General features: G+C 38.6%; 20 protein-coding genes. 15 read left to right on the top strand and 5 right to left on the bottom strand.

From position 1 onward, the window contains the following. Positions 1 to 60 precede the first annotated feature (60 nt). From secA to AC4PID_RS07170, 4 genes are all read left to right on the top strand, one after another. Positions 61 to 2,802 (top strand): preprotein translocase subunit SecA, encoded by a 2,742-nt coding sequence (gene secA / locus AC4PID_RS07185; RefSeq protein ID WP_492134889.1) that lies wholly within the window; start codon positions 61 to 63, stop codon positions 2,800 to 2,802. A gap of 161 nt (positions 2,803 to 2,963) precedes the next feature. Next, positions 2,964 to 4,089, top strand: a protein-coding gene (gene prfB, locus AC4PID_RS07180) for a peptide chain release factor 2 (protein ID WP_492134888.1) whose coding sequence is annotated in 2 segments (ribosomal slippage) — positions 2,964 to 3,038 and positions 3,040 to 4,089 — 1,125 coding nt in all. Because the reading frame shifts where the segments join, the coding sequence is not laid out codon by codon here. Beyond that, on the top strand, positions 4,067 to 6,397 hold the full coding sequence (locus AC4PID_RS07175) for a Tex family protein (protein ID WP_492134887.1): 2,331 nt from the start codon (positions 4,067 to 4,069) through the stop codon (positions 6,395 to 6,397). Before prfB ends, AC4PID_RS07175 begins: the two co-directional genes overlap by 23 nt. Before the next feature lie 206 nt (positions 6,398 to 6,603). Beyond that, positions 6,604 to 7,764 carry an amidohydrolase gene (locus tag AC4PID_RS07170; protein ID WP_492134886.1) on the top strand — a complete coding sequence of 387 codons (1,161 nt, stop codon included), beginning with the start codon at positions 6,604 to 6,606 and terminating at the stop codon, positions 7,762 to 7,764. A gap of 114 nt (positions 7,765 to 7,878) precedes the next feature. On the opposite strand, the gene AC4PID_RS07165 is transcribed toward AC4PID_RS07170, so the two are convergent. Continuing rightward, positions 7,879 to 8,784: an NAD(P)H-dependent oxidoreductase gene (locus AC4PID_RS07165; RefSeq protein ID WP_492134885.1), complete on the bottom strand. Its 906-nt coding sequence runs from the start codon at positions 8,782 to 8,784 to the stop codon at positions 7,879 to 7,881. Positions 8,785 to 8,860: 76 nt separating this feature from the next. Then, complete coding sequence (locus AC4PID_RS07160) at positions 8,861 to 9,763, bottom strand: LysR family transcriptional regulator (protein ID WP_492134884.1); 903 nt, start codon at positions 9,761 to 9,763, stop codon at positions 8,861 to 8,863. A gap of 278 nt (positions 9,764 to 10,041) precedes the next feature. Between AC4PID_RS07160 and tsaE the strand changes: the two genes are divergently transcribed. The 4 genes from tsaE to tsaD are packed head-to-tail and all read left to right on the top strand — an operon-like array spanning position 10,042 to position 12,689. Continuing rightward, complete coding sequence (gene tsaE, locus AC4PID_RS07155; protein ID WP_492134883.1) at positions 10,042 to 10,479, top strand: tRNA (adenosine(37)-N6)-threonylcarbamoyltransferase complex ATPase subunit type 1 TsaE; 438 nt, start codon at positions 10,042 to 10,044, stop codon at positions 10,477 to 10,479. Between the two features lie 28 nt (positions 10,480 to 10,507). Next, positions 10,508 to 11,179 carry a tRNA (adenosine(37)-N6)-threonylcarbamoyltransferase complex dimerization subunit type 1 TsaB gene (gene tsaB / locus AC4PID_RS07150; RefSeq protein ID WP_492134882.1) on the top strand — a complete coding sequence of 224 codons (672 nt, stop codon included), beginning with the start codon at positions 10,508 to 10,510 and terminating at the stop codon, positions 11,177 to 11,179. Between the two features lies 1 nt (position 11,180). Then, positions 11,181 to 11,639 (top strand): ribosomal protein S18-alanine N-acetyltransferase, encoded by a 459-nt coding sequence (gene rimI, locus AC4PID_RS07145; RefSeq protein ID WP_492134881.1) that lies wholly within the window; start codon positions 11,181 to 11,183, stop codon positions 11,637 to 11,639. 27 nt (positions 11,640 to 11,666) lie between these two features. Then, positions 11,667 to 12,689 carry a tRNA (adenosine(37)-N6)-threonylcarbamoyltransferase complex transferase subunit TsaD gene (gene tsaD, locus AC4PID_RS07140; RefSeq protein ID WP_492135369.1) on the top strand — a complete coding sequence of 341 codons (1,023 nt, stop codon included), beginning with the start codon at positions 11,667 to 11,669 and terminating at the stop codon, positions 12,687 to 12,689. Positions 12,690 to 13,188: 499 nt separating this feature from the next. Here the strand turns inward: tsaD and acpP are convergent, their stop codons facing one another. Continuing rightward, entirely contained in the window at positions 13,189 to 13,422 is a 234-nt protein-coding gene (gene acpP / locus AC4PID_RS07135; protein WP_492134880.1) for an acyl carrier protein, read from the bottom strand. Between the two features lie 124 nt (positions 13,423 to 13,546). Further along, entirely contained in the window at positions 13,547 to 15,451 is a 1,905-nt protein-coding gene (abc-f, locus tag AC4PID_RS07130; RefSeq protein ID WP_492134879.1) for a ribosomal protection-like ABC-F family protein, read from the bottom strand. Positions 15,452 to 15,660: 209 nt separating this feature from the next. On the opposite strand from abc-f, the gene AC4PID_RS07125 reads away from it, so the two are divergent. The 4 genes from AC4PID_RS07125 to AC4PID_RS07110 all read left to right on the top strand — a co-directional run bounded on the left by AC4PID_RS07125 (position 15,661) and on the right by AC4PID_RS07110 (position 19,587). Beyond that, positions 15,661 to 16,299 carry a redox-sensing transcriptional repressor Rex gene (locus AC4PID_RS07125; RefSeq protein ID WP_492134878.1) on the top strand — a complete coding sequence of 213 codons (639 nt, stop codon included), beginning with the start codon at positions 15,661 to 15,663 and terminating at the stop codon, positions 16,297 to 16,299. Between the two features lie 127 nt (positions 16,300 to 16,426). Beyond that, entirely contained in the window at positions 16,427 to 17,608 is a 1,182-nt protein-coding gene (locus tag AC4PID_RS07120) for an acetyl-CoA C-acetyltransferase (RefSeq protein ID WP_492134877.1), read from the top strand. Positions 17,609 to 17,654: 46 nt separating this feature from the next. Continuing rightward, the gene (locus AC4PID_RS07115; RefSeq protein WP_492134876.1) at positions 17,655 to 18,137 is read left to right on the top strand and encodes a MarR family winged helix-turn-helix transcriptional regulator; all 483 of its coding nucleotides are present in this window, start codon (positions 17,655 to 17,657) and stop codon (positions 18,135 to 18,137) included. A 217-nt stretch (positions 18,138 to 18,354) separates the two neighbouring features. Next, positions 18,355 to 19,587 carry a cation:proton antiporter gene (locus AC4PID_RS07110; RefSeq protein WP_492134875.1) on the top strand — a complete coding sequence of 411 codons (1,233 nt, stop codon included), beginning with the start codon at positions 18,355 to 18,357 and terminating at the stop codon, positions 19,585 to 19,587. A 309-nt stretch (positions 19,588 to 19,896) separates the two neighbouring features. Here the strand turns inward: AC4PID_RS07110 and fdxA are convergent, their stop codons facing one another. After that, positions 19,897 to 20,064, bottom strand: coding sequence for a 4Fe-4S ferredoxin (fdxA, locus tag AC4PID_RS07105; protein WP_492135368.1), 168 nt, complete (start codon positions 20,062 to 20,064; stop codon positions 19,897 to 19,899). Between the two features lie 404 nt (positions 20,065 to 20,468). On the opposite strand from fdxA, the gene gdhA reads away from it, so the two are divergent. The 3 genes from gdhA (at position 20,469) to hutU (ending at position 25,934) form a co-directional block, all read left to right on the top strand. Further along, positions 20,469 to 21,812 carry an NADP-specific glutamate dehydrogenase gene (gdhA, locus tag AC4PID_RS07100; protein WP_492134874.1) on the top strand — a complete coding sequence of 448 codons (1,344 nt, stop codon included), beginning with the start codon at positions 20,469 to 20,471 and terminating at the stop codon, positions 21,810 to 21,812. Between the two features lie 355 nt (positions 21,813 to 22,167). Further along, positions 22,168 to 23,802 carry a PucR family transcriptional regulator gene (locus tag AC4PID_RS07095; protein WP_492134873.1) on the top strand — a complete coding sequence of 545 codons (1,635 nt, stop codon included), beginning with the start codon at positions 22,168 to 22,170 and terminating at the stop codon, positions 23,800 to 23,802. Positions 23,803 to 23,891: 89 nt separating this feature from the next. Next, a complete protein-coding gene (hutU, locus tag AC4PID_RS07090; protein WP_492134872.1) occupies positions 23,892 to 25,934 on the top strand; it encodes a urocanate hydratase in 2,043 nt (680 codons plus the stop codon). The last annotated feature ends 43 nt before the right edge of the window (positions 25,935 to 25,977 follow it).

Here is a 25,977-nt window from a genome sequence, read left to right as displayed (position 1 = left end):
GATTTTAAAGTATATATTTAGTTACTAGTTTAAAAAATATAAAAGATAGAGGACAGTATTATGAGTCTAATTAAGATGATCTTTGGCGACATTAATGAAAAAGAAGTAAAAAAACTTGATAAAATCGTAGATCAGATTGAAGCACTAGAGCCTAAAATAATGGCACTCTCTGATGACGAACTTAAGGCTATGACGCCAAAGCTTAAAGGAAGATTACAAAATGGTGAAACACTAGATGACATTCTTCCTGAAGCATTTGCTGTCGTTAGAGAAGCGGGTAAACGTGTTCTTGGATTAAGAGCTTTTAGAGTACAATTAATGGGTGGTATCGTCTTACACCAAGGCCGTATCGCAGAGATGAAAACAGGTGAAGGTAAAACCTTGGTAGCGACATTACCATCATACTTAAATGCACTGTCAGGAGAAGGCGTTCACGTTGTAACTGTCAATGACTACCTCGCATCCCGTGATAAGGAGTGGATGGGAAAAATCCATGAATTCCTTGGACTTTCAGTTGGCTGCGTGATTCATGGTGTTGAAGGTGAAGATAGAAGAAATGCTTATCTTGCTGATATTACCTATGGTACAAACAATGAGTTTGGTTTCGATTACTTAAGAGACAACATGGTAATGCGTCAAGAACGTCTGGTTCAAAGACCGCTTAACTTTGCAATCGTGGATGAGGTTGATAGTATCTTGGTCGATGAAGCGAGAACACCACTCATCATATCTGGTGAAAGTGCAAAATCAACCGATCTTTATCGCGTTGCCAACATGTTTGCAAAAACATTAAATCCACAAGATGATTTTAAAATAGATGAAAAAGCAAAAACCATCGCATTAACCGATGGCGTTGTTCAAGATAAATTTGGTATAGTTGAAGAAGGCAGCGAGGGCCGAAATGGGGTTAAGAAAGCCGAAACCTATTTTGGGCTTGAAAACCTTTCTGATCCACAAAACTTAGAATATTTACATCATATCAATCAAGCGATTCGTGCAAACTACCTTATGAAACGTGACGTCGATTATATCGTAAAAGATGGCGAAGTTATTATCGTCGACGAGTTTACAGGTCGTTTAATGTATGGTAGACGTTATTCAAATGGCCTTCATCAAGCGATAGAAGCGAAAGAAAATATCGAAGTGCGTAAAGAGTCGCAAACCCTTGCAACCATTACCCTTCAAAACTACTTTAGAATGTACAAAAAACTGTCTGGTATGACAGGTACTGCTAAAACGGAAGAAGAAGAATTTAGACACATCTATAACATGGATGTTGTGATGGTTCCAACCAATAAACCGATCGCAAGAAAGGATATGGATGACGCCATCTATAAAAACCTTCAAGGAAAATTCAATGCTGTTCTCACAGATATTGAAACGCGTTATGCAACTGGACAACCGATATTGGTGGGTACCATTAGCATTGAAACCTCAGAGTACTTAAGTACCCTACTAAAAAAACGTGGCATCAAACATGAAGTTTTAAATGCGAAGCAACATGAGAGAGAAGCGGAAATCGTTGCACAGGCAGGTCGCTTGGGTGCTGTAACCATCGCTACAAATATGGCAGGTCGTGGTACGGATATCGTACTCGGTGGTAATCCAGAATTTTTAGCAAAACGTGAAATGGTAAAAAAAGGCTATGAAGAGCATCTTATTAATGCCGCTTCAAGTCCTATAGTAAAAGATGAGCCTGAAATTCTCGAAGCAAAGCAAGTATATGACGAACTCTTAGCAGCACATAAAAAAGTAACAGACGAAGAAGGCGAGAAAGTAAAAGCAGCCGGTGGTCTTCATATTATTGGTACTGAAAGACATGAGTCAAGACGTATTGATAACCAGTTAAGAGGTCGTGCAGGTCGTCAAGGTGACCCTGGTTCTACTCAGTTTTATATCTCTTTTGAAGATGATTTGATGCGTCTGTTCGTAAGCGAACGAGCAAAATCAATGGTAGAAAGCTTAGGTTTTGAAGAGGATATGCAGCTTGAAAACAAGCTGTTGACTAAATCTATTGAAAATGCACAGAAAAAAGTTGAGGGGCGTAACTTTGGCATTAGAAAGCACGTACTTCAATACGATGACGTTATGAATAAGCAACGTGAAATCATTTACGGTCAAAGAAATAAAGTACTTCACGGTGAGGATTTAAGAGAAAATGTCATAAGTATGGCAGAGCGTGTGATTGACCGAACCATTCCAATGTTTACTGAAGGCTATAAATACCCTGAAGAGTGGGATTTGGAAGGTTTATTTAATCACCTACATCCGATTTTCTTACCACAAGGTGCTGTGGTGATTGATGATGTGGAAAAATTAACAGTTGAATCACTAAAAGAGCTAATTTTGGATAAAGCTAAAGACCTTTACAGCGTGAAAGAAGAGGAAATTGGCGTTGAGCGTATGCGTGAAGTAGAACGTGCCATCTTACTCAGAGTGGTTGACATGCACTGGATCGATCACATCGATGCTATGGACGATTTGAAACAAGGGATTGGTCTTCGTGCAATCGGTCAGCAGGATCCAGTTATGGCTTATAAAATGGAAGGCTTTGATATGTTTGACGAGATGATTTCAAGCATACAAGAAGAAACGGTAAAAGCGTTATTCCATGCGACGATTCAAACGGAAACAGAACGTAAGGTGGTTGCTAAAATTACAAATACTTCTGGTAGCAGTGATGGAACAACGACCAAGAAACCTGTAAAAGCAGATAAAAAAGTAGGCAGAAATGATCCGTGTCCTTGTGGCAGTGGTAAAAAATATAAAAAATGCCATGGCGCTTCACTTGATCAGGAATAAGCGAGAATAAATTGATTCAATCAAATGAATCGGAATTTCAGTTCTGTTTCTGAGGAAATGACTTTTCGATGGAACAAGCGTATAATAAACAGTATAAACGTGTTAGAGAGACCTGAGATGAGCGTTCATTCAGGTCTCACTTTTGTAGAGGAGAAGTAAGTATGATTTTATTGGAGAAATTGGGTAAAGAAACGAAACGACTAAAGGCGTCTATCGCTGAGCTTGAGGTGTCACTTTGACTTAGCGAATGTACGCTATAGAGTGGAAGAAATTGAGATGGATATGACTGCGCCAGATTTTTGGAATGACAATGAAGCGGCGCAAACAAAACTGAAATTTCAAAAGGCACTAAAGACGAAAATTGAAAAATACGAAACCTTAATGAACAAAGCTGAGGATCTTGAGGGCTTGATAGAAATGGCGTTGATGGATGAGGATGACTCGCTTGAGCCTGAGGTGGAAGCGAGCTATAATGAGCTTGATGCCAGCTATCAGAAACTGCTTTTGGAAACCCTTCTTAAAGGTGACTATGATGCCAATAATGCAATTTTGTCCATTCACGCGGGTTCTGGTGGAACAGATGCTCAGGACTGGGCTTCTATGCTTCTAAGAATGTATAAAAGATGGGGAGAGCAGCACGGTTATGCGGTTAAGACGCTTGACTTACAGGATGATACAGAAGCTGGAATCAAAAGTGTGTCACTGCTTTTTGAAGGGATCAATGCTTATGGCTTTTTAAAATCAGAAAAGGGTGTGCATCGTATCGTTAGGATATCACCTTTTGACGCATCTGGTAAAAGACATACCTCATTTTCTTCTGTAGACGTTATGCCAGAGCTCGACGACTCTGTTGCCATCGATATTAATCCAGTAGATCTTAAGATAGACACTTACCGATCATCTGGATCGGGCGGTCAGCACGTTAATACCACGGATTCTGCAGTCAGAATTACACATCTTCCAACAGGTGTGGTCGTTCAGTGTCAAAATGAGCGTTCACAAATTGCAAACCGAACCACTGCGATGAAGATGTTAATGGCAAAACTCATCGAGTTAAAAGAGCGTGAGCACAAAGATAAAATTGAAGACCTTGCAGGCGATTATTCGCAGATCACCTGGGGAAGCCAGATCAGATCGTATGTGTTCCACCCATATAATCTCGTAAAAGATCATCGCACAGGCGCTGAAATGGGAAACATCCAAGCGGTTATGGATGGTGATCTCGATTTATTTATAGATGCATATTTAAAGGAGGCAAGCACAAATGAGCTTAAAATCAACGGATAAAGACACGGTGAATGGGATGATGGCGGATCAATCAGTTTTATCAGAGGAAACTACTAAAAATCCACTGGAAGATGAGCGTGTGAAGAAACTGATTATAGCGACTTTATCACATGAGCTTTCTTTAAAGGCATCTCAAGTGGATGCGACCATCGCCCTTATTGATGAAGGCAATACCATTCCTTTTATCGCAAGATACCGTAAGGAAATGACAGGTGGTATCAGCGATGAGGTTTTAAGAAATTTTGACGACCGTCTTAAATATCTCAGAAATCTAGAGACTAGAAAAGTTGAAGTCATCAGAAACATAGATGAGCAAGGTAAGTTGACCGATGAGCTTAAAAAGGCCATCGATTCTGCGACGGTTTTACAGACGGTTGAAGATTTGTATCGACCATTCAAACAGAAAAAAAGTACGCGTGCGTCTAAGGCAATCGAACGTGGACTTGAGCCACTGGCTGAGGTGATCTTATCTCAAACGTTTACTTCAGGTGACTTTGAAGCGACAGCACGTCCTTACGTAGATGAAGAAAAGGGTGTCATGTCTGTGGAAGAAGCCATTGCAGGGGCGATGGATATTATTGCAGAGCGTGTATCGGATACGCCTGAGTTTAGAACCTATATTAGAAACCGTAGTGTAGCGGCTGGCGTTGTGACCTCTGTGGCGATTAACCCAGAGGAATCGACTGTATTTGATATGTACTACGATTATACTGAGCCAGTTTCAAAGATTGCCAACCATCGTGTGCTTGCGCTGAACAGAGGGGAAAGTGAGAAAGTTCTCCGCGTAAAGGTGCAAACGCCTGATGAAGAGGTGGTCGCTTGGCTGAAAGACCAAATGATGAACGACCCTAAGACGAAAAGAAGAGTGGAAGCAGTTACAAACACTTATCTTGAAGCAGCGATTGAGGATGCATATAAGCGTTTGATCTCGCCTTCTATTGAACGTGAAGTGAGAAATGGTCTTACTGAAGTGGCTGAGGAAGAGGCGATTAAGGTCTTTGGTAAAAATACGAAGTCTCTGTTATTAGTAGCACCAGTTAAGAATGTACGCGTTCTTGCGGTGGATCCAAGCTACCGTACTGGCTGTAAACTTGCGGTTTTAGATGAAACTGGCAAGTTGCTTGAGTATGCGACGATCTATCCAAACCAACCTCAAAATCAAGTAGAGGCATCTAAGGCGAAATTAACTGAGTTAATTAAAAAACATAAAATAGACATCATCCCAATCGGCAATGGAACGGCTTCACGTGAGACGGAACAGCTTGTGGCAGATTTGATCAACCATTTGGAAGAGGAAGTTTATTATACCATCGTCAGTGAGGCAGGCGCTTCTGTTTATTCGGCATCTAAGCTGGCGACTGAGGAGTATCCAGACATCGACGTATCGATTCGAGGGGCGATATCCATCGGTCGAAGACTGCAAGATCCACTGGCTGAGCTGGTTAAGATCGATCCAAAGAGCATTGGTGTAGGTCAGTACCAACACGACGTTAACCAAAAGCGTTTGGAAGAGCAGCTTAAAAATGTCGTTGAAGACTGTGTAAACAGCGTTGGGGTTGACCTGAATACAGCGACACCATCACTTTTAAGCTATGTGTCAGGAATCTCATCGACGATTGCAAAAAACATCGTACAATTCAGAGATGAAAACGGCAAGTTTACAAAGCGTCAACAACTTTTAAAAGTGAAACGTTTGGGTGACAAGGTCTATCAACAGGCGGTCGGTTTCTTGAGAATTCCTGAAGCAGTGAATCCGCTGGATAATACTGCGGTGCATCCTGAATCTTATGAGTCTGCGATGCGTCTACTTGAAACTTTGGGCTATACTGCAAATGATGTTAAAACAGGAGCGGTAAAGGATATATCATCAAAGGTATTGATCCATTCTGGTATGATGGGTGCAGGGGATGAGTCTGTGAAGTACCAAAAAGGCTTAGAAAAACTGTCTGAACAGCTCGAAATCGGTGTGCCAACACTCAGAGATATCGTTGAAGAGATTAAAAAACCAGGTCGTGACCCACGTGAAGACATGCCAAAGCCTATTTTTAGAAGCGACGTCCTAAAAATGGAAGACCTTGAAGTGGGGATGATCATGCAAGGCACCGTTAGAAACGTCGTGGATTTTGGTGCGTTCGTGGACATCGGCGTGAAACAAGATGGTCTTGTGCATATTTCTGAAATCAGCAACCGCTTTATCAAGCATCCGATGCAAGTGCTTTCTGTAGGGGATAATGTGAAAGTTCAAATATTATCTCTCGATCACAAACGTGGTAAGATCGGACTTACGATGAAGGGGATAAAAGAATAGTGACCAATTATTAAGCGAATCATTTACTAGATTAATAATTTATGATTTAAATGGATCACTGAATCAATATTGTCACTAAGAAAACTCATAAAATAAGCACAAAATGACTAATAAAATATTTCGTAGATTATATAAAAAATTAATACAGGCTACTATAGTCGTGATATAATTAATTAGATAGTCGAAATATTATGAGGAGGACCACCATGTTGTTTATCAAAAATGCTAAGATTGTCACCATGACTGGTGAAACCATTGAAAATGGCTGTATTTTTATTGAAGATGGCAAGATTAAAGAAGTAGGGGTTGACTGTGTTGCGCCACTAGACGCTGAAGTAATCGACGCAGCTGGACAATTTGTCTATCCAGGCTTTATCGATGCACATTGTCACATCGGTATGTGGGAGGAAGGCATCGGCTTTGAAGGTGCTGATGGGAACGAAATGACAGATCCTATAACGCCGCACCTTAGAGCGATTGACGCCATTAATCCTAGAGATGAAGCTTTTGAAAACGCACTTAAAGGTGGCGTTACGACTGCTGCAACAGGACCGGGTAGTGCCAATGTAATCGGCGGTACTTTTTCTGTAATTAAGCTACATGGTGATCGGATCGACGATATGATCGTCAAAGAAACACTCGCGATGAAATGTGCATTTGGTGAAAATCCTAAGCGTGTTTATAACGATAAAAAAATGATGCCGATGACTCGTATGGGTACTGCTGCTAAGTTGAGAGAAACGCTTGCAAAAGCAGTAGAATACCGCGATAAAAAAGCTGCTGCAGGTGATGATGCAACTAAGCTTCCTGCTTATGACATGAAACTTGAAGCGATGCTGCCTGTCGTTAATGGTGAGATTCCATTAAAGGCACATGCACATAGAGCCGATGATATTTTTACTTCGATTAGAATCGCTAAGGAGTTTGGAGTTAAATTAACACTTGAACACTGTACAGAAGGACATCTAATTGCAGAGCATCTTGCTAAAGAAGGCTATCCTGCAATCGTTGGGCCATCTTTTGGCAACAAGTCGAAGTTTGAGCTCAACCAAAAGACGTTTGATACACCAGGTGTCCTTCATAAAGCAGGCGTTAAAGTAGCTATTATGACAGATAGCCCGGTTATTCCACTTGAGTATTTACCAATGGCTGCTGCTTTAGCACATAAAGCAGGTCTTGATGAGTTTGAAGCATTAAAATGCATCACGATTAACGCTGCTGAAATTTTAGGCGTTGAAGATCGTCTTGGTAGCATTGAGCTAGGCAAAGATGCGGATTTGGTCATTTGGAATGCTCATCCATTTGATTTGCAAGCAAAAGTAACCTATACGATTGTAAATGGTAAAGTCGTTTATCAAAGAGCATAGTAGAATAGTAGATATGTAAAGCCCTCTCATCAAAACTGAGAGGGCTTTCTTTATTACTTGGATTATATATATTGGGTAGAAATTAGCAGTGGAATAAACTTATTTTGCTGGATTTTAGTTATTAAAAAAAACTTCGCTTAATTCAGCTCTTAATGCTTCTCTCAGTTTCTCTAAATCCTCAGAATAAGTCTCTGAGCCGTTTTTAGGCGTTCTATCATTAACAAATCTACCTTTGTTTTCTGCACCCCAGAACCCGGCAGTATCATCGTCCATGACTTTAAATGCATTCATATATTTGTCCCAAGCAGCGTCATCTATACCGACGCCATCTCCGATATAACCTCTACCGCCACCTAAGAAACCAGCGTTCATAATGGTGTAGAGTGATTTACCACTGAGCAAACCTTCTAAGCCATTAGCTGTGTCATGGTAAGCGAATTGTTTCGCGAATACACGCTCCATGTAGCCTTTAACGATAGCAGTTGGCGTGTCATGCCAGTTCGGATAACAGAAAATGATATAATCTGATTTAGTGACAAACTCTTGTTCAATTTGAATTTCTGGGCTCGGTGTACCGTTACCGTCTTTTGCATAGTAAAACTCTTCTGCTGCAACGACTGGATTAAAGTTTAGATCATAAAGATCTCTAACTTCAACTTCAACCCCCTCTGCTTCAAAATAGGCCATTGCAGTGTTGATAAGGTCATAGTTAACACTATATTTACGAGGATCTGCGACTACGAAAAGCGCTTTTTTTGCATCGCCATCACTAAAGCCGTTTGGCGTATAAGATGCAATAAGTTCCTCGGGCATTATGGAAGCAGATGTTTTTGCATCTGTGCTCGGAGATGAGACAGCGTCACTTGTGGCTTCAGTCGCATTTTCAGTTGTAGCTTCAGTTACTATTTCTGTAGTAGATTCACTTGTAACTTCTGTTGTAGTTGGAGTTGCAGACTCACTATCACATGCAACAAGAAGCATGGAAAAAGCAAGTATTACGAATAAAAATTTATTTTTCATAGATTTCCTCACAGTTATGATTTTTATTTTATGGACATAAAACCACTGAAATATGAGTATCTGTGAACTCTTGAAATTATCGATAAGCCTTAATTAACTTATCGATGAAATAATCTAGTTCTTCTTTTAAAAGCTCATTTTCTCTCTTAACGACGCCACAGTATATTTTAAGTTTCTTATCTTCATATGGAATTCGAGTAAAATCACTTGGAAGGTATTTATTACATTTCCAATCAACTTCTATTCCAAATGAAGGCAACCGGTGTAATGCGTCGTGATAGGTTTTTATGTCATTGGTTAATAAAACCTTTTCATTGTCTGGAAGGTCTAGATGTTCAAGTTCTAAATGAAAACCAAACATACCATCAAACAATAAAGATTTTTGAACGTGGAACAAATTTTGTATATCAGATTTTGAGATGCTTTCTTTGACGCTGAGTTTAGAATTCTTACTAACGTGAATTCGAAGACTACCTTCAAATAGACATCTTAACTCTAGTTTTTCTGCAGATAAAAATTGAGTTAATTTCTTTTGCTGAAGATCGCTATATAAAATCAAAGCGATATCACAATCTCTATTGATGACGTTTTGGATCGACTCCTCTACGCTACAATCACGAAGTTCAAACAAACAATTAGTGCTGTACTTACTACAAACATCAAAAAATTCTTCATTGATAATTTCTGAACCAAATGAAGCTATTTTAATTTTGTTATCGTTGGATTTGGTTAGTAGTTTTTTCTCAACGATTTCAAATTGTTTGACGACAGATTTCGCTTGGTTATATACTTCTACACCATAGGCAGTGAGCGTCATACCGCGATTGCTTCTCGTAAAAAGCTTCTTTCCTATTTCTTTTTCTAAGCTAGCTATTTGGCTACTTAAATTGGGTTGGGAGATAAAGAGATTATTGGCAGCTTTTGAAATACTACCGGTTTCTACAACCTCTACCACTAACCTGAGTTGATTATAATCCATACATACCTCGCGCATAGGTTTGATAAAAATTTAACCTTAAGTGTCCTAATATACATTGTATCGATTTAAATAATCTTTACAACCTTTTGTTAAAGCGAATATTTGTGAGCTAATACCACATTTTTTATATAGCAGAAGTTTAACTATAATTTTGAGAGTGAGTTGATGATCAACACCACCCATAAAATTGCTTTCCCATCCAATTTGTTATAAAATATAGTGAGATTTTGTGTACATTCAGACATGAGAATTTTGTCTGTTGAAATAAAGGAGTATTTATGCAAATTAAGCTAATAGCACTTGAGGATACCCAGCAAATTGCTGTTAAAATAGCGAAGGTTCTACAGCCAGGAACAGTCATTTGTTTGGTAGGTGATCTCGGTGCTGGGAAGACCACCTTCACTCAGTACTTATGTGAAGCCCTAGGTGTCATTGAATATGTGACCAGCCCAACCTTTAACCTGATGAACACCTATACGGGTCAATTAAATAATGCACCGGTTGAGATTTACCATTTTGATGTTTACCGTATATTTGATGAAGATGAGCTGATAGAAATTGGATTTGATGAGTTTTTATTCGGAAAGGGGATCAGCATCGTCGAATGGGCGAATCAAGTACCCTCACTGTTACCGGATCAAAGAATCTGGATTGACCTTCATTTTAACGACAAGGGTGAGCGTATTATGACACTACAAGGGGTATCAATAGATTAGTTCAGTATAAAAAAGAAAGCAGGAAATCATGAAAACACTAATAATAGATACATCATCAACCTCAGCAAGTGCTGCAATATTCGAATCCAATCAATTGCTGGGAGAGGTGACCGTACACACAGCCTTAACGCATTCGCAAAAGCTTATGCCTGTCGTAGATGCTGTGCTAAAGCAAACCGAGCTCTCGTTAAATGAGGTTGAAGCATTTGCAGTATGTGAAGGACCTGGTTCATTTACAGGCGTAAGAATTGGTTTGGCTGCTGTAAAGGGATTTGCATTACCAACGGATAAACCGATTTACACTTACTCGAGTATGATGCTCTTAGCAAGTGGCGTCAAAGCGTTTCCGCACCATATTATTGCTGTGATTGATGCAAAGAGAAGTGATGTCTATTATGGCATTTATCACTGGGAAGGCGAAAAACTCATAATAATTGAAGAAAATGTAGATGGATTTGAAGCCTTAATCGAAAGATTAAACGCTGTCAAAGGCTATGAGCATGCACTTTTAATAGGTGATGCGACCATTAATTACCCTGAGATAGCCGATCAGTGGCGAGGAGTTCTGGGAGAACAATCGCTCTCTATTCAAAGAGCGGGTAATTTAAACTTATCCACAGTTCTTGAAAAATCCGCGGAGACCGCCTATACAGCGAAAGCAAATTACATGAGAAAATCTCAGGCTGAGAGGGATCGATAATATGCTTAAATCAAGAAAAATGGATGTCAATGATATTCAGCGCGTCTATGAGATCGAAGTTGCATCGTTTAAGACCCCTTGGTCAATGGATGCGTTTCGGAGCGAGATCGTTGAGAACACATTAGCAACCTATATCGTACTCGAACTAGAAGACGTGATTATCGGATATGGCGGAATGTGGCAAATCATGGATGAGGTGCATATCACCAATGTGGCCATCGATGTACCCTATAGAGGAAAAGGCTATAGTAAAGATTTGATGCATGCTTTGATTGAATATGCAGTTACTTCGGGTTTTAAACACATGACTTTAGAAGTCAGAGTGAGCAACCAAACCGCAATCAACTTATACGAAAAGCTTGGGTTTTTCAGTGTAGGTAAAAGACCGAAATACTACGTCGACACAGGCGAGGACGCCTTGGTTATGTGGAAGTCCCTTGGCGATGCACAGACGGTCTAAACATCTAAAAAAAGGAAAATAATTATGATGCAAAACAAAGATATATTAACATTGGCGATAGAAACCTCTTGCGATGAAACGGCATGTGCCGTCCTTAAAAATGGTAGAGAAATTTTGTCGAACGAGGTCTATACACAGATTGAAATCCATCAAACGTTTGGTGGTGTTGTTCCTGAAATCGCATCCCGTAATCACCTTGAAAAAATCTCTGAGGTGATTCGTAAAGCAGTAGGTGATGCTGGTGTCACTCTAGAACAGGTAGATGAGATTGCCGTAACTTATGGACCAGGACTTGTTGGCGCGCTTCTTGTAGGATTGTCTACGGCGAAAGGACTTGCGTACGCTTTAAACAAACCTTTGATTCCAGTCAATCATATTGAAGGCCATATTGCAGCGAATTATATTGCACACAAAGACTTAGAACCGCCATTTGCATGCCTGATCGTATCAGGGGGGCATACGCATCTTGTCGATGTAAAAGATTATAATACCTTTGAAATAATAGGAAGAACACGAGACGATGCAGCTGGTGAAGCTTTTGATAAAATAGCACGTACTTTAGGTCTTGGCTATCCAGGTGGTCCGTTGATCGATAAACTCTCGAAAGAGGGCAACCCAAATGCTATAGATTTCCCAAGGGCAATGATGGATCAAGACCACATGGATTTTAGTTTTAGTGGGTTAAAATCCGCTGTGTTGAACTATTTAAATAGCTGTAAGATGAAAAATATTGAAATAAATGTACCCGATGTTTGTGCCAGCTTCCAAGCGGCAGTCGTCGAGGTTTTAAAGCATAAAGCAACTCAAGCGCTCGCTGCTACAGAATATAAAAAATTGGTATTAGCTGGCGGAGTTGCAGCAAATAGTGAACTGAGAGAATCACTATCACAAATTGAGGGGATTACTCTTTATTATCCACCGCTAAATCTTTGCACAGATAACGCAGCAATGATTGGTAGTGCGGGGTATTATACAGCAAGAGCAGGTAGAGTGGGGTCGCTCACAACTAACGCGGTACCAAACTTAAAAATCGGAGAACAAAAATTCTAAAATTCAGAAAGCTTAAGAAAAAACAAGACGAAAATGGGACTAAAATCCCATTTACTTTTTTGTGGCAAAAAAACTAATTGGCTATCGAAAATGACATTATGTCAACCGCCAACTTTATGTAAAATGCATGTACTAATTTTAAAACATTTGTGGACAACGCTGTGGATAGTGTGGAACAATTGATTTTTAGGGGACAACTATCTTGGCAAACTGTGGATAAATGTGTGAAAAAGAGTGGATAACTAGGTTCTTATGTGGACAATTTGTATATTATTCATTTTGAAACGAATGAATGTATAAAAATAAACAAAAAAGAAGGGTAACATAATAATTACGAGGTTAACCACAATGCATCAAAAATCATTATAATCCCGAATTAACCTAGACCTAAAGTTTGAAAGTATGAAATTAGATAGACTTAGATTACTTTTGATACTTGCATAATCCAGGTTAAGTGCATAAAAAAATGAGTCTGTTGCCAGACTCATTAAGATTTTAATTAGCTTTCGATGCCAAGACCGTTTAAATAGTTCATGATATCAGATATAGAAGCAAACTCTTCGGCAACTTCATCTGGGATCTCGATTTCAAATTCATCTTCAATTGCCATAATGATTTCAACTGCATCTATTGAATCAATATCCATGCTGTCAAAAGTCGTATCTTGTTTGATTTCACTTGGATCGATAACACTTAATTGCTCGACGATAATCGCTTTTATCTTTTTAAACATAGGTACCTCCTAAAATTCTGTAAATCCAAATTGCTCTCACGCTATTCTTATTTTTTATTATAATGAAATTATTCCATTTGTCTAGAACGTTTTTAGTGATAACGAACTAGGACTTCTGAACAAATTATAATATTTCTAACAATTCGTAAAGTTCAGAATAAAGTCTTTCAATCTCTTCCTTAAGTCCATTGATCTTTTTTTGTACCTCAGCGGCTTTTATATGATCACCATAAACCTCTGGAAGATAAAGTGATTCTTCAAGGTCGTGAAGCTCATTTTCAGAAAGCTCAATTTGTTTTTCTAAGGTTTTAACTGCAAGTTTTGTTTTTTTATTCTCCTGCTGTTTTTCTTTTTCTTTTCGCATCAGTTCTTTTTGCTTGGTTTTTGTCAGTGTTATTTCTTCCTCTGGTTGCGTTTCAAGTTGTTTCTGTTCAGCAAGCTTTTGTAAATAGTAATCGTAGTTGCCCCAATAGACGATTATACCTTCAGGCGTCATTTCATAAATCTTAGTACATAGCTTATTTAAGAAATATCGGTCATGTGAAATGGTGATCATAGTGCCATCGTAATTGGTAAGTGCTTCCTCAAGGGTTTCCTTTGAATAAAGATCCAAGTGATTCGTAGGCTCATCTAGGAATAAAAGGTTCGAAGGCGAAAGCATGAGTTTGAGCAGGGACAATCTGCCTCGCTCACCACCACTGAGCTTTGAAACAACTTTATCGACATCTTCACCATGGAAAAGAAATGCACCGAGTAAATTCCGAACCTCTGTTAGGCTCATGTTCGGATGTTCGTCGTGAATTTCAGACAAAACTGTATTTTCCATAACGAGATTGTTCATTTCTTGATCGTAATAACCAGGTAAGACGTGATGACCAAAATTAAATCTACCTTCATCCTGAGAGAGTTCGCCAAGAAGGATTTTGAAAAGTGTCGTTTTACCCACGCCATTAGGACCGATTAAACCGATGCGTTCACCGCGATACATTTCAAAAGAAACATCTTTAAAGACGTCCTTGCCTGGATATGCTTTTGAAAGACCCTCAGCCTTTAGTACTTCTTTACCACTAGGCTCACTTGCTTTAAGTGCCATATGGAAAACCGCCTTAAAAATTCTAGGTTGCTCGATGATTTCCATATGTGCCAAACGTTTTTCTCTCGATTTAGCCCTTTTAGCGAGTTTCTCAGTACCATGGCCTTTGTATTTTCTAATTAAGGCTTCTTGCTTATCTATTTCCCTTTTTTGATTTTCATAGCGTTTGAGTTCCGCTTCAAAAAATGCTTTTTTCTGGATGATAAATTGAGAGTAATTACCGTTGTATTCAGAAAGTTCCCCATCCTCTATTTCAAATATCTTTGTTGCTACTTGATCTAAGAAGTAACGGTCATGTGAAATCATGATGACAGTACCAGGATAATCTCTTAAAAAACCTTCCAGCCAATTAATTGCTGCAATATCCAAGTGATTCGTTGGTTCGTCCAAAAGTAAAATATCGGGTTGTCTCAGTAACAATCGAGCGATACCAACTCGAGATTTTTGACCACCACTGAGAAGGTTAATGGACTTTTGGAACTCACTTTCTTCAAAACCAAGTCCCACGAGTACACCACGTATGCGACTACTAATTGAGTATCCTTCCAGTCGGTCAAACTCGGATTGAAGATGGCTGTATTCGTTTAAGACTGACTCAGAATGATCGGTAGCCATAAGAAGCTCGAGAGCACGCATTTCGTGCTCTATTTTATAGATATCCTCAAAAACAGCTTCGCAATAATCAAAGATGGACTCAGATATGTCCAAGCTTGTATTTTGCTCAAGATAGCCAACGACCAAATCCTTACCGACAAATAAATCGCCTTCATCTTTGGTTTCAATACCCATTAATATTTTCATAAGTGTCGTTTTACCGGCACCATTAACACCAATCAAACCGACTTTATCTTGAACATTAACTGTAAATTGAATGTCTTCCAAAATACTGTCGATGCCATATGATTTATATAAGTTGTTACAAGAAAGTGCGATCATGTTATCCTCATTTCATTTGTGTTCGTGATACTAGATACGAGTAAATTTTTAACTTGTGAAAAAATTATTACTAAGTCACTAGATATTATAACGTAAATCATATAAAATAAAAAGAGATTCGAGAGGCTAAACGCCTTGTTATATATTTGACATTCTTTCTGCGAAAGTGCTATAATTTTAATAACATAAATTGGTGATGAGGTGGATGTATGAAGGATAAAAATATCTCAGTTGCGGTAATTAGAAGATTACCGAAGTACCATAGATACTTAAAGGAATTACTTGATAATGACATAAAGAGAATCTCTTCTAAAGAGTTGAGCAAAATGATCGGCTTCACTGCATCTCAAATTAGACAAGATCTCAATAATTTCGGTGGATTCGGACAACAAGGCTATGGCTATAACGTTGAAGATTTGTATAATGAAATTGGAAAAATATTGGGCTTAACAAGACCATATAATGTTGTTATCGTTGGCGCAGGTAACTTGGGACAAGCATTAGCAAACTATTCAAGCTTTGATCGCCTTGGCTTTAAGCTTCAAGCGATGTTTGATGTTAACCCAAAGGTGATTGGACTAAAAATCAACAATGTAGAAGTACTTGATATGGATAAGTTTGAGTCATTTGTAAATGAACATAATGTTGAAATTGTTTACATTTGTACAAGTAGAGATGGTGCACAAGACGTAGCTGATAAAATTCAAAGAACAAGTGCCAAAGCAATTTGGAACTTTGCGCCAGTAGATTTAAAACTTAAGAGTAATATTATAGTAGAAAACATTCATTTGATTGACAATTTACTAACTGTATCTTACTTCTTAAAAGAATCAAATGAAGCAATATAAATAATTTAACAGAATATTAAAGTGAAACAAAAGGATTAGGGATGACCTAATTCTTTTTTTTTGATAAAATGTAAGATAGGGATTGTCACAAAATTATAGGGATAAAAAATCAGGGAGGTAACAACAAATGAAAGAGGTAGTAATTGTAAGTGCAATGAGAACTGCGATCGGTTCTTTTGGTGGCTCTTTAAAGGACATCAAACCAGCTGATCTTGGCGCAACTGTCATTAAAGCAGCACTTGAAAAAGCAGGTGTAGCACCTGAGAGCGTAGATGAGGTTATCTTAGGCTCTGTTATCCAAGCGGGATACGGTCAAGGCGTTGCACGCCAAGCATGGATTAACAACGGTTATCCAGTAGAAGTACCATGTACGACGATTAACATGATTTGTGGTTCTGGACTTAAGGCTGTGTCTATGGCATACCAGTCAATCGTTTCAGGTGCTAATGATGTGGTGATTGCAGGCGGTACAGAAAACATGAGCATGGCACCATATGTTATCAAAAGTGGTAGATGGGGTCAAAGAATGGGCAATGGCGAGTTATATGATACTATGGTAATGGACGGCTTATGGGAAGCATTTAACAACTACCATATGGGTATGACGGCTGAAAACATCGTTGCTCAGTGGGGCTTAACTCGTGAAGAACAAGATGAGTTGGCATTTAACTCACAAAGAAAAGCAGCACTTGCAAGAGCAAATGGTAGATTTGCAGACGAAATCGTTCCTGTTTTCTTACCAAATAGAAAAGGGGATCCAATTCGTTTTGATCAAGATGAATATATAAAAGAAACTTCAGTAGAAAAATTAGCAGCACTTAAACCGGCGTTCAAAAGAGACGGTGGTAGTGTTACTGCAGGAAATGCTTCTGGTATCAACGATGGTGCTTCTTGTGTAATTGTTATGAGCAAAGAAAAAGCAGATGAACTTGGTTTAAAACCACTTTGTACAATTGTATCTCATGCTTCTGCAGGCGTTGATCCTAAAATAATGGGTATCGGACCAGTACCAGCTACTAAAAAGGCATTAGCTAAAGCTGGCTTAACCGTGGCTGACCTAGATCTTATTGAAGCAAATGAAGCATTTGCAGCTCAAGCATTAGCAGTAACAAAAGAGCTTGGCTTTGACAAAGAAAAAGTAAATGTAAACGGTGGTGCTATTGCACTTGGTCATCCAATTGGTGCATCAGGTAACAGAATATTAGTTACACTGATCCACGAACTTATGAAACGTGAAGGCACATATGGCCTTGCAACACTTTGTATCGGTGGCGGTATGGGTGAAGCATTGATCATAAAAAGAGCTTAATGACATCCGTTTAATCGAATGAGTCGTTAAGCGTGACGGAGGCAAAATGGCGAATTATACTAAAGAAATCGCGCATATGCTCGATCGTATGAACACGAAAATCCTGATGCAGGACAAAAGTGGCTATTTCAAGAAAAAGCTTAAGGTAAAGCTCAATTTAGTTGAACTTCTGTTAATCAAGCAACTGGGTGAACAGGGTGAAGTTAAAATGAATGACCTAATCAAAACCTTGGAAATCGATCGAAACCTGATGACAACGACTCTAAAGCGTCTATCTGGTTTAAAGCTGATTCAAAAGAAAACCGATCAATTGGATGGTAGAAGTCAAATTTGCTATCTTTTGCCCCAAGGAGTGGAGCTGTATCAAGCGTTACTTGAAGAACAGCGCAAGGAGTTAGAATTTATTCTCAGTGACATAACGATTAATGAAGAGAAGACCATACTAAAGTTTATCAGTAAGATGGTACAATATCATACAGATAAGTATGAAATTAAACCAAATGAAACGCATAAACACGAGGGGAATTAGTACCTTTTTATAGGTATAAACTAGAGACTACTTAGTCCATTGGGCTAAGTAGTCTTTTTATTTTCGAAGATACAAGCTAAAAGCATTGCAAAATAAGGCAAGTGACCGAAAGTCCTTTCATGAAAAGCCTTTAAAAATGTAATACAATTACATAAAATTTTACTTGAAGTTTGTTAAAAATAGGCGTAAAATCAAGTTTGTTTGTCTAGGAGGAATTATGGAAAACGCAATTATCCAATCTGCGGACCAACTGATGGAGCTAGTTGGCCTCGTTATTTTAGTCGGACTTGTTTTTACAAAAATAAGTAACCTCGTGAAGCTCCCTGATGTCGTTTTATATATTTTAGCTGGTATAATCCTTGGACCCCAACTCTTAAATTGGATTAACATTGAAAAGTTCCCAGTTGAAAATCAACTCATTTTGTCTTTCGGCGCTGCCTATATTTTATACGATGGTGGTAGAGAAATAGATTTGAAGGTACTCAATCAAGTAAAACTATCGGTTGGAATGCTAGCCACTGTCGGTGTACTCATTTCAACTACAATCGTTGGATTTGTAGCAAGTCGCGTATTTGATATTCCACTTACTTATGCACTCCTCATGGGTTCAGTTGTCGCATCGACAGATCCCTCAGTACTGGTGCCTCTATTTAAGAAAATGAATATCAGCAACAAATTAAAGCAGTCTATTATCTCTGAATCTGCATTCAATGATGCTGCTGGAGCGGTGATTACTTATTCATTGCTTTCTATTATATTAGGTGGTACTTTTTCACCACTAGACAGCTTCTTTGATTTGGTAAAATCCATAGGTGGTGGCTTTGCCATAGGTGCTGTAATCGGTTATATGACACATCTTTTAACCGATGAAAGAAATAAGCTAGGCCTTTTCAAAGAGTATGCAACAGAGCTTGTACTGGTTTCTGTTGTAGGTTCTTATCTCATCGCCAACCATTTTGACTTTAGTGGCTTTATGGCAGTATTTATTATGGGGATGTTTTGTGGCAATAAAAAAATCTTTAAGTTTTGGATTCCTGAAGAGTCATTCCAATCCCATTTAAGATTTAAAGAAGTATTGACGATTATTCTTAGAATGATGATCTTTGTCTTATTAGGAACACATTTAAGCTTTAGTGTGTTATTGGACAACCTTGTTCAAACGTTAATCGTCGTAGGTGTTTTGATTTTCATTGCTCGACCTGTATCTGTGCTTGCGTGCATCTTATTTGATAAGAAAGCGGAGTGGACGAGAAAGCAGATTATTTATTTGATGTGGGTGCGTGAGACAGGCGTTATACCAGCGGCGCTGGCTGGAATGCTTGTTACTTCAGGCGTTGCTCATTCGGATGTGATTTCTGCAGTGACATTTGCAACTATTATGGTGACACTCACCTTCCAAGCAAGTACCGCAGGATTACTTGCAAAATTTTTAAAGCTAGATGTGAAGTGAAATTAGTACTATAAATATTAGAGAATTGGAAACAAAAACCATACTCTCGGAATCATTCGTATAAGTAGGGTATAAAAGAATATTTTTACGGAATGTATACAATATTTTTTATGAAATTTTTATTGCACGGAAAAATGAGTTGCGTACAATTAATCTAAAACGCAATGAAATTTTTTGTATAAGAAGATGCATGTATACAATATAATGATTGTAAAAATATTTGAGCACTGAACCTTCAGATTTTATATCAACTCGATACTTCATAATAAAAAAAGACCCTATAATAGGGTCTTTTTTACTTGAATAAAATTATTCTGGTTGTGGAGCGTCAACTGGGCAAACATTTGCACATGCGCCACAATCGATACAATCAGAGCTAACTACGTAGATGCTATCGCCAGCAGAAATAGCGTTTACTGGGCATTCTGGTTCACAAGCGCCACATGAAATACATGAATCGTTAATTACGTACATAATAAACCTCCTTATATTCATCGGTTGAATCGATGTTCAACCTTTTGTCACCTCATTATAATACCCATCACTGGTCTCTCACAACGATAAAAATAAGAAAAAAATTGAAAATAGACCAAATACAATGATAATCATTATTGATTGAATTGTACATTTCGGTAACTTGCAATAGTCAGAAAACTCAAAAATATGAGGGACAAACAAAAACCCTATGGGCATCAAAAAATGCAATAACTGTTGCAAAAAGTTTATAGATTTACTGTTCAAGATAGTTTACACTGTAGGTGTAATGTGTTAAGATGAAAGCGTTAGAGAGATTAATATTTTTTTAACAAACTCTAATCGCGAAGCATAAAGGGCGTATTGCCTTGGGGTAACCTCATATCATTTTAAAGGAGATGTTTGAAATGAAGTACATTCAAGAAGTATTTGAGCAAGTTAAAGCAAGAAACATTAATGAACCAGAATTCTTGCAAACAGTTGAAGAGGTATTCAAATCTTTAGAACCAGTTATCGAAAGACATCCTGAGTACGTTAAAGCTAATCTTTTAGCTAGAATTGCTGAACCAGAAAGACAAATCACTTTCAGAGTACCTTGGGTTGATGACGCTGGTAACCTTAATGTAAACAGAGGTTTCAGAGTTCAATTCAATGGCGCAATCGGACCTTACAAAGGTGGTCTTCGTTTCCACAAATCTGTATACATCGGGATCATCAAATTCTTAGGATTTGAGCAAATCTTCAAAAACTCTTTAACTGGCCTTCCAATCGGTGGCGGTAAAGGTGGTTCTGACTTCGACCCAACTGGCAAATCAGATGCTGAAGTAATGAGATTCTGCCAAAGCTTCATGACAGAGTTATATAGACATATCGGACCAGACGTAGACGTTCCAGCTGGCGACATCGGTGTTGGCGGTAGAGAAATTGGCTACTTATATGGACAATATAGACGCATTAGAGGCGCATTCGAAAATGGCGTTTTAACTGGTAAAGGTTTACCTTACGGTGGTTCTTTAATCAGACCAGAAGCGACAGGTTTCGGTGTAACTTACTTTACAAGAGAAATGCTTAAAGCTCACGGTGAGTCTTTTGAAGGTAAAACAGTTGCTTTATCAGGATTTGGTAACGTAACTTGGGGTACTGCTACAAAAGTTACTCAATTAGGTGGTAAAGTTATTACAATCTCAGGTCCAGATGGCTACATCTATGATGAAGCTGGTATCTCTGGTGAAAAAATCGAGTACTTACTTGAACTTAGAGCAAGTGGTAAAGATATAGCAGCTCCATATGCTGATAAATTCCCTGGATCTAAATTCGTTGCAAGCACTAAACCTTGGGAAGTTAAAGCTGATATCGTTATCCCATGTGCGACTCAAAATGAAATTAGAATCGAAGACGCTAAAACAATCGTTGCTAACGGTACTAAATTCCTTTGCGAAGCTTCTAACATGCCTTGTACAAACGAAGCAATTGATTACTTCTTAGAGCATGGCGTAATCGTTGGTCCTGCTAAAGCAGCTAACGCTGGTGGCGTTGCTACTTCAGCTCTTGAAATGAGCCAAAACTCAATGAGATACAACTGGACTGCAGAAGAAGTAGATGCTAAACTTGAGCAAATCATGATCAACATTCATGAAAACTCAAGAAAAGCTGCAGAAGAATATGGCTTCGGTTACAACTTAGTAGCTGGCGCTAATATCGCTGGTTTCAAAAAAGTTGCAGACGCTATGTTAGCTCAAGGCGACTACTAGAATTTAGCTTTCAAATAATCAATACGGAGATATTGCAAACATTTGCAATATCTCCTTTTTTATTTGTAACGTTTCATTATATGTTAAATCTATCTTCAAACATAAAGTCACCCCTCTACAAGCGTTGACAATAGATTATGTCACATACATTAGACTGCTAATAAAAATAATGCTCAGAGGAGGCTCCACAGCAAAGCGAGGACCGGTCCTCCGGAGAGCATTATTTTTATTAGCAGTCCACCAGTAGTGAAAACACTTAATTGTCAAAAGCATACAATGAAAAAAGACATTCTTGTATAACTTCCCAGTTTTGCTATAATAAAATTATGAAAAAGTAATAAATGGGAGGTAAAAATTGGTCAATGAATCGAATGTAACATTAAAAGAAGTGCTAGAACTTCCTTTGTTTCAAACCTCAAAATTATTAACTGAACATGAGAATCTCAGTATGCCGGTTTCATCGGTTAACGTTATGTTAGATACTCAAATTATTGAATGGATCGGACAAGATGGACAAATCATATTAACGACTGGTCAAATATTTCTAAAGGTATCAGCCTCTGAACAAATTGAGCTTTTCAAAGAGATTGCAGAGAAAAATGTTACTGCAGTGTTTTTAAAAGTAACCCCTTATTTAGAAGCTTTAGATCCTGAAGTAATCAAGGTGTGTTCTGAACTTAATCTAGCGATCCTCGACCTAGAATATGAAGTCTCTTTTACAGAGATTTTTTCTACCGTTTATAGCCAAATGTTCGCGAGACAATCGGCTGTACTTGAGCGCGTTGAAAACTTACACAAAGACACGATGAACGTCGTCGTAAATGGTGGTAATTTAGATGATATTTTGCGTAGCATTCACAAGACCATTACTTCCCCAGTATTCATCAGAGATTATTACTTTGAAGACACTTATTTCATTAAAAAAACTTTCGAAGACGACTATGCACTCCTTTACGAGAACATAGAGAGCGTTCAGCTAGATGGTAAAAATTCTAAAATGATTTGGGATACGATTACTTTCAAAGAAAGAGAAATCGAACGCCTAATCATTCCTATTTTTGTGAAAAATCAAGTGTATGGGCACATTGTTACCTATGGAAAAGATAGAGCGATTTCCAATTATGACAAACTTGGCCTTGAAGCGGCATCCAATATTATCGCGCTTGAGTTTTTAAAGAAAATTTCTGTACAGGAAGTTGAGAACAAATACAAACTCGAGTTCTTTGATGACTTGATTTCTTTTGATGAACAAAGACGATCGAAGGCAATTGAGCGTGCAGCTAACTTTAGGTTTTCTGAAAATGCGAGCTTTGTGATTCTCGATGTCAATGTATCTGGTAAGCCAAGTGGTGACGATGGCGAAAAAGCATTAAAAGCCGCCTATTTAATAGAAATGATTTGCAAAGACATGGGTCGCGCTTATATGATCTTAAATAAAAGCGACCGTATTTATGTTTTGGTAATGCTTAAAGAAGGCGAAGGCGCTCAAACGGTTAAAAAGTACGTGAAATACATCTACGATATTTTGCGTTCTAAAATGAAAAAATACAGTACTCAAGTGGGTATTGGAAGAATCTATAAAGGTCTTGGACAAGTGCACAAAAGCTTGCAGGACGCAACAAAAGCACTTGAAGCGGCTACTTATTATATAGAAGAAGATATCGTTTTCTTTGAGGAAATGGGCATCTATAAAATCCTATCCAACAGTGCCATCAAGAGTGAACTTGAGATCTTCTATAAAGACATATTAGAACCACTTGCACTTTATGATAAACGCAAAGATACGGAGCTTGTGAAGACACTTGAAGTTTACTTTGAATGTAACGGTAATCTTAAAAAGATGTCAGAGAGCTTATATACGCATTACAATACAGTGCTTTATAGACTCTCAAGAATTCAAGAAATAATGAAGATTAACCTAGAAAAGGAAGAACATCGATTCGCAGCGCAAACGGCATTAAAAGTCCATAAAATTCTAAGATTGTCATAAAGGTGGACTAAAAATAGACGCATAACTGATAAACTCCACCTTAGAATAGTATTTCGTCTAAAGATGAGAATATAACTTGGAGGGATTCGATGATAACTAATCAAGATATTTCTATGGCGATGAAGGTGAAACTTGAGGATATTTTCCCTGAATTGCCGAAACAGCCTGAGTTTATAAAGGGCATCAGAAGAGCGCCAAAGCGTAACTTGACACTGAATAAAGATGAAGTTGCATTAGCGCTTAGAAACGCACTCAGATACATTCCTGAAAAATGGCATAACACACTTGCGCCAGAGTTCTTAGAAGAGCTACTTACTATGGGTAGAATTTATGGCTATCGTTTTAGACCGGAAGGCAACATAAAAGCGAAAGGCATCGACGCGTACGTTGGTAAAACAGTTGAAGGTCGTGCAATTCAGGTTATGATCGACAACAACCTCGACTTTGACATTGCACTTTATCCATATGAGCTTGTCACTTACGGTGAAACAGGAGCTGTATGCCAAAACTGGATGCAATATCACCTTATTAAACGTTACCTCGAAGTGATGACTGATGAGCAAACACTCGTTATGCAGTCGGGTCATCCAGCAGGTTTGTTCCAAGCACCTAAATCCGCACCAAGAGCGATTATCACAAATGGTCTTATGATTGGTATGTTCGACGATCTAGAAAACTGGAACAGAGCAGCAGCTCTAGGTGTTGCATCATATGGTCAAATGACTGCAGGTGGTTGGATGTACATCGGTCCTCAAGGGATTGTACATGGTACTTATTCGACAGTCCTCAATGCTGGCCGTGATAAACTTGGCATCGCTGAGAATGACGACCTTAAAGGTAAGCTTTTCGTTACTTCTGGACTCGGTGGTATGAGTGGCGCTCAAGGTAAGGCGGTTGAAATCGCTGGTGGCGTCGGTATCATCGCAGAGGTAGATGAATCTAGAATCGAGACGAGATTTACACAAGGCTGGATCAGTGAAGTCACTAGAACACCAGAAGAAACATTTGAAAAAGCAAAACAATATATGGCGGAAGGACGTGCGATCGCTATCGGGTTCCATGGTAACATCGTGGATCTGCTTGAATATGCAGTAGCAAATGATGTTCACATAGACCTTTTAAGTGACCAAACATCTTGTCATAACGTGTATGATGGCGGTTACTGTCCAGCGGGTATCACATTTGAAGAACGTACGCATTTACTTGCGAAAGATAAAAAGCAATTTGAAAAACTAGTAGACGAAACTTTGGTGAGACATTATCATGCGATTCAAGGCTTAACACAAAAAGGCGTTTACTTCTTTGACTACGGCAACAGCTTCATGAAGGCAGTTTATGATGCTGGTGTTAAGGAAATCTGTAAAAATGGCGTCAATGAGTTAGATGGTTTTATCTGGCCTTCATATGTTGAAGACATCATGGGTCCAGTCTTATTTGACTATGGCTATGGTCCGTTTAGATGGGTTTGCTTAAGTGGTAAAGATGAAGATTTGGATAAAACAGATGCAGCAGCAATGAGCTGTATCGATCCAAATAGACGTTTCCAAGACAGAGACAACTGGGTTTGGATTCGCGATGCAAAGAAAAACAAGCTTGTTGTTGGATCAAAAGCGCGTATTTTATACCAAGATGCACTTGGTAGACTTAAAATCGCTCTTAAATTTAATGAAATGGTTAGAAATGGCGAAATCGGACCAGTTATGCTAGGTCGTGACCACCACGATACTGGTGGTACAGATTCACCATTTAGAGAAACCTCAAACATCAAAGATGGTTCAAATGTTATGGCAGAAATGGCCACACATATCTTCGCAGGTAATGCGGCTAGAGGTATGAGCATGATCGCACTTCATAACGGTGGTGGCGTCGGTATCGGTAAATCCATCAATGGTGGTTTTGGTATGGTGCTTGATGGTAGCGAGCGTGTGGATGAGATTCTTAAAAATGCAATGCCTTGGGATGTTATGGGTGGCGTTGGTAGACGTGCATGGGCGAGAAATGAGCATGCGATCGAAACAACGATGGCTTATAATGATATGAGAGAAAGAGATCATATCACATTACCTTATCTTGCTGATGATGAACTGATCAATTCACTAGTTAACCAACACTATGTACCAGGTGGTAAATAAATTTTAATCACTTAATCTTTGCTTAGATGAATTTAAGAGTGTG

Source organism: Fusibacter sp. QWL-12, assembly GCF_058683495.1.
The sequence above is the reverse complement of the archived record's forward strand: the minus strand, read 5'-3'. Positions and strand labels throughout refer to the sequence as shown.